The organism is Spirulina sp. 06S082 (assembly GCF_034932145.1).
Lineage (GTDB): Bacteria > Cyanobacteriota > Cyanobacteriia > Cyanobacteriales > Spirulinaceae > CCY15215.
Genome location: NZ_JAYGHV010000329.1, coordinates 1 through 6,632, shown reverse-complemented (window position 1 = coordinate 6,632; position 6,632 = coordinate 1). Strand labels below are relative to the sequence as shown.

Annotated in this window: 2 protein-coding genes; both read right to left on the bottom strand. The window is 37.2% G+C overall.

What is annotated here, in order from left to right; all coding sequences use genetic code 11:
• Positions 1 to 2,332 (bottom strand): methylation-associated defense system protein kinase MAD6 (gene mads6 / locus VB714_RS20385; protein ID WP_323226518.1); only part of this gene is annotated, 2,332 nt, incomplete at its 3' end.
• A gap of 13 nt (positions 2,333 to 2,345) precedes the next feature.
• Positions 2,346 to 6,632: hypothetical protein (locus VB714_RS20380; RefSeq protein WP_323226517.1), on the bottom strand; the 4,287-nt coding region annotated here is incomplete at its 5' end.

The following is a 6,632-nucleotide window of genomic DNA, read 5'->3' as shown; positions in this document are numbered from 1 at the left end:
AGAGACCTGTTGGATCCAAGACAACTTCAAGTTTTAGAGACGGTTTTGGAGGTAATGTTATTGTTTCTAGAGGGGGTTTTTGTTCGGCTTTGGGTTGGGAGTTTTCCAAAGAATCGATCGCCGTTAACATTTCTGTTGCTGAGGTAAAGCGATCGCGACGTAAGGGGGAAATTGCTCGAGTAAAAAAGTCATTCCATTCTGCTTTTAAGTCTTCACAGCCAGAGAATTGATGTAAATTTTGTGGAGATTGATCCAAACTGGGAACAGGATTTGTAAAAGGATATTTTCCTGTCACGCATTCATAGAAAGTAATTCCTAATCCATAGAGATCGCGATCGATTTTTTCTTCAGAATTATGATGAGAATTGGCTTTAAAGTCCGGGGGAATATAGGGACGAGTTCCCGTATTCACCGCAGTTGTTCGATCGCCAGATAATGCAACATTAAAATCAATAATGCGAATTCCTGTTTCGGTAAGGATAAGATTAGAAGGCTTAATATCTTGATGGTAAACTTTATGTTGGTGAAGATGTTTTAATCCTGCAAGAGTTTCTTGGGCAATTTTTAAGGCTTCAGGGGGAGAAAAAGAATGATTTTCGATGGCTGTGTGAATATCTTTACCTTCAACATATTCAAAGGTAATAAAAGGAGTATCATCTTTCAGTTGACCCGCAGAGATAACTTTAACAATATGAGGATGGGGAGGAACATTTCTTAAGACTCGATATTCTTGGGTGAGGCGATCGTAAACTGAGTGGCGATCGCGAATGACCAATTTTAAAACAATAGATTCATCTCCCATTACGTCTTTCGCGTGATAAGCAACAGCAAAACTTCCCGGTTTCCCCAAACGATTTACAATTGTATAGCGATCGTCGAGAATAGATTCGGGAGGTAAATTGGCTAAATCTAGAGAGGGGCGATCGGGTGAAGATTTTGCGTTCAAAGTATTGAAAACCTGTTGGACTTCTTCGCAACTTTGAAAGCGATCTGAGGGATGGAAGGCACAAAGTTTTTGTAACCATTCATCAAAATTATGAGATAATTCTGGATAGTTTTGGGAAGGGCGATCGGGAAATATTGCTTCGCGATCGCACAATTCTTCCGCAGTCTTAAAAGCCCGTTTCCCCATTAAAAGTTCATAAAATACCAGACCCGCAGAAAACAAGTCCGAGGTGATACTGGCTTGAGAGGGATCCGTATAACATTCAAGGGCTTGATAGATAGAATTTACTTCTAAATCTTCTTTAATATCTTCAGCAATTGTAGCATTTCTCTGGCTGATACGAGCATAATCAAAATTTGTTAACTGAGCTTGACAATCTTCTGTAAATAAGATACTATCTGGAGTGATATTGCGGTGGATAATGCCGTGTTTGTGGGCATGATTGAGAGCATCTAAAAGATTTTGAATAATTTCTAGTTTGCGATCGAGAGATAGATTATCTGTTGCAATAAACTGACGCAAAGAACGACGAGGACTATCATCAAAAACCAAAACCCAAGTATCGGCATCCTCACCACTAAAACCGTCTTTAATGTTTAAAATATTGGGATGGTTTGGCAGTGTAGAAAGGGCTTGATAGGCATTAGAAATTAGTTCGTATTGACGCTTGCGAGTTTCTTCCTCTAACCACGGATCAACAGCATAAACTCGCAAGCGAACTTTGATATTTTGTAGATATATTTTATAAGCACGATATTCTTTATAGCCTTTATGTTCACTCAGTTTATCTTCAACTTGCCAGTCCCGATAGCAAGGGAATTTCGATCTAGGACGAGATTTTCCGCGAATGGCATTTTCAACTTTAGAACGGTAAGATTTTATATTGAAATAACGAGAATCTGGAATTAATTTTGTGCTTTGAAAAAATTCAAAGCAGCGTCGATCGAGATAAGTAATAGAATGGTCGTCAAGATGTGCGGAATCGTTAATCTTGATATCTACATCGACCATCAAAATAGCGGCTTGGATGTGTACTTTTCCTAGTCGATCGCGTAACACATGATTGCTATCTCGAATTAATGTACTGAGAATTTTAGCGTGTCTGCGAACTTTTTTGAGGGGAGAAAAAATCGGTTGATAGCGATCTTGATGCCAGTAGTTTCCAATAATTTCAATCGATCCGTGCCAGTTTTTAATATCAACGATAAAGACGCAATGAGGAGATATAATAATAAGATCGATCTCAAAAATTTCTACTCCTTGTCTTAATTCAAGGTTAGTAAAAAGAGTATATTCTTCTGATAAATGATTTCGCAAATAGGCGATCGCGTCTCTTTCCGATTGATTGACAAATTCTCCTAATTGAATTACTTTTGCTTTTCCCATGCTTTTTTTCTCCTTACCCCATATAATCGCGTAATTTTTGATAAACTTGTTGTTTTTGGTCTGAGGTTAATTCTTGAAAAAGCAATAAAATTTGTTCTTGTTGGTGTTCTGCGATCGCTTTTTGACAGATATCCTCAACTTGTCTCACGGTTCCTTGTAAGGTTGACTCTAAATATTGCATTAAGTTGGTTTGTTCTTGTTTAATGCGATCGAGAATATTTTGGGCTTGTTTGACTTTTTCTTCTCCGGGATCTCCTTTTCTCATTGCGATCGCACTTTGACCGATTTCTTTAACCCATTTTTTAGCTTTTTCAACCAATTCTTTACGAATCTTAGTTTCTTTTTCTTTCAGTTTTTCTTGAAAATGCTTAAAATGATTATCCAAACAAGGAGTTAAAGGATCGGTTTGATTCATCCAAATATACATTTGTTCTTGAGTCTGTTGGCAATGGGAAAGGGTATTCAAGGGAGTTTCCTCATACAGTCTAAACAGTTCAACCAGATCGCAAATCTCCTGATAAATCTCATTATAGCGATCTACTAAGTCTGAGTGAAGATAATGGTTTTTTTGGATCAAAAGTTCTTCTTTCTGTTTGCCTGCATCTTGACTCGTTTTGATTTTTCTGAATTGATCTGAATATTTTTCTAGCTGTTGACTGGCTTCTTTAATCTTATTTTGTAGTGTTTTCTCTAGAGATTGGAGATTTTTCTGAAAGCGAGAAGGTGTATTAAATTTATTCTGTTTTGTTTGCAGGGTTTTTAAAGTTTCTTGACATTGGGCGATCGCAGAACAATTTTGAGTCGATATTTCTAGTTTTTGCAGGCGATCGAAATCTTCTTTCACTTTGCGAATACTATCTTGAATTTTTCGATAATAAGAGTCGTATTTAGAGTCACGAAAGATATAATCAACTTGATTATATTCCTCACGAATTGACTCCAATTGTTTGAGATTATCAATTTTTGCTAGGCGATCGCGCAATTGTCTGATTTGTTTACAAAAGCTGTAAATTTGATTCCGAAACTCCTTGATTTTTTTCTCGAACTGTGGTAAATAATTTTCTGGCTTTTCTAGCTTTTCAATTTGAGCGATCGCATCTTCACAACTGCGAATTGTTGGAGTAGAACTCATCTCAATTTGATTGAGTAAATCTAAGGGAGAAATGGATATTTCGCTTTTTTTAAGAGACTCAATTTGTGTTTGTATTTTCGTTGCAATTTCTTGAAAAAGATCGTCAAAATCACGAGGAAGTTCTTCAATCTTGTGCAGTTTTTCTTGAATATTTTGGATAGTTGTTTGCTGTCCTCCGCATTCTGCTTCAGTTTTTAAAAAAGCATTGCGATCGCGTAAAGATTCGATTTCTTCTCGAATTTTTCCCACCACTTTTATTTTCGCTTCTCGTTGTTTGTCGGTTTGGCGATCGCTAGGATTAATGGTTACATTGGATTCATAAATTGGCTTTAAAGGTCGATCTAGATTTGTCAGTAATTTGATATAAGTTTCAATCTCTTCTGTTTCGCTTAACTTTTCCATTTCTTCAACAGGTTTAAGCGATCGATCGATTTGTTTGACTGCATTTTCAAGTTTTTCTAAGTCCTTTTGGTAAGACTCGATATCAACGCGATCGGAGGGATTTTCTAAAAAGCGTTTGTACTCTTCAATGAATTTTTGGGCGCGGTCATAATCTAAACTTTTGGGTAAAGCATCTGGAATTATAATCTTGCGGCGAATGAGTTGTGACTTGGGCTTTAAAATCCAGTCATGGACTAAATCTTTAGGCTTATCAAAAACATTAGTTCCTTCCCAATATCGAAGCGACTTTGCTACAATAGGAACTGTTTCTCGTTTGGTTTTGGGAATCCCAAAACCACCTTTTAATAAAACTTCACTATGATGATAAACTAACCAACTTGTGAAGAGAACAGAAAATGTATTCTCATTGTATCCGTAGGGAGGAGAACTCAATTGTTGCCAAATTTCAGAAACTTTGACGGTTTTTTCTTTGTCATTTTTAGGGAGTTCTACAAGTTTAGAAATCCGATCCCATGCCGCTTTGATATTGGAATTTTCGGGTTCTTTAACAGTGTAGCATTCAGAAGTTTTGCTCAATATTCTCCATGCGTTAACAAAAACCGGATCAACGAGGTTGAGATAGGAACTATTAGGAAAGGCTTTAGGTTTTAAATCCTTTGCTAATAGGCGTTTACAAACATAGCCAATAATACCACTACTCCGACTATTATTAATCGCCATTTTATCCACTCCTGCCACTGTGGGGATCAGTGGATAAAGATGAGTCAATAACTCGCTAATAACGAAAGAGATATTTTGCCGATCGCCAGTTGAAATTTGACTGTTGAGATGAGAGTGAAAAGACCGATTGTGAAATAACGATTTGAGGAGGCGATCGCGATGTTCTGCCAGTTGTTTTATCCCTTGTGTTCTTGCTTCTCCCCACTCTTGAATATCCTCGTTGTGGGCTAACTTTAGATTATCAATCACTCTTGCTAATTCTGAGGCGGATTGAGAGGCGATCGCTACTGCGAGACGATGTTGAATTGTATTAGAATTATCATTAGGAAGAGTGAGAAGAGTACTGATTTCTTGGCGCAGTTGGTTGAGTTCCTCAGAGGTTTCTGCGATAATATAAGCAACATTTCCCAAAGAATTTGGGAATTTATGAGGATTTTTTAGGGCTTGACGAAACTCTGATAATGTAAAAATGGTGCAAGCAAATTGCCAGTCTTTACCAATTAGTTTATTTTGTTGGACAAACTGTTGAGGAATTACGGTTTCTCCGTCCAAGTAATCGGTAATATGGTTTTGTAAATATTCTTGTACTGGTGTAAGAGAAGGTTTGCGATCGCGACTTTTCTCCTCGATCCGCTTTAAAAAATCTCCAACTCCTATTCCCCCAGAATAGAAGCGATAAGTATTATCTGCTTTCGTATAATAAATAACATTGAGATCGTCTTTTAAGCGATTGAGAATTTCTTTTAAAGTGCGAGTAGGAATTCCTGTTAAAAGTTCTAAAATCTCTTCATGGGGTTCGTTTTCCAATTTGGTAAGATGTGCCTTACTTCCTCCTCCTGTAGCTGCATAAAAGAGAAAGATTGCTTTTAATACCGTGAGTTCTTCTGGGGATGCAGAGGCAGAAATCTTATCTCGCGATCGGCAAAAATCCGAATATTGACTAGATTGAGAATTGGCAAAGTTGTTTTCAAACGCATCAACTAAAACAATCGGGTAAATCAAATTTAATCGACCGTTTTTTTCAACAGATTCAGTTTCAATAAAACGTTTAGCTTCGGTTTGAATAAATTGAATTGCTGTGCGGCCTTGAGTAAAATCAAGATTACAGAGAAGATAGGTTGTTAGAGGATGTAAGGGAAAGCAACCGAGGGTAATCTGTTCATAAAAATCTTTCGATTCCCAACCCCTACTTTCATAATAATTTGCTGTGCGTTTTTGGTAAATTTTTGTATTCAGATCGAAGATAGTATTTTGATGACGTTTGAAAAAGTCTGTCCAATCAGAATTTTTCGTTTTTTGGGATAACAATCCACCCACGACTCTTTCGAGACTGGCAATAGGTTCATAAGTGCTTTGCTGCAATTCAAGACGAGAACTAATGCGCTGATATTCTTGACTTTCTTTCTTGGGTGTATAACTTGAAGGCCGTTTTTGAGTAAGGCAAAGAAAGGCAATTTTGCTTTTATATCGTTCGCAAATATTGGTAATACTTTGTAGGGAAAGACCTCCAGCCGCAACAGTATCACTTGACCAATTTAATAAATAATTGTAGAGTTCGTCAAACAGAATAATAACACCTTGATAAACTGAATCCTGCCCTTGACAAAGATTTTCAATAACATCGCTTAAAATATTCTCAAGATCGACATTTGCTTCAAAATCTGGAGTTATCCCCGTAATCTCTTTACAGATATCTTTGACTGTTGAGATAACTTCATAGTTGTTATCCTTGAGTTCTTCAATTAGTCCATCTAGATCGATTTCTGCACTAATTTGTTGTAAAAAATCCTCTGCTTTTTGGCGATCGCCGGGAACAAGATTTTCTAGATAATCGAGGGGTTCTTGGCAAATTTGCCCGGCGATCGCATTAGTAATTCCTTCTTTTTCTAACTCCTGGTTGAGAACTTGTAAAAAGTGCTTTCTTAAGTTTAACGCGCGATCGCCACTTAAACAAATTACCAAATGGCGGCCTCGTCTTTTGTAACCCCGTAAGGCTTCAAGAAAACGATGCTTTGCCCCTGTTGCATACTCAACTTGTTTGAGACT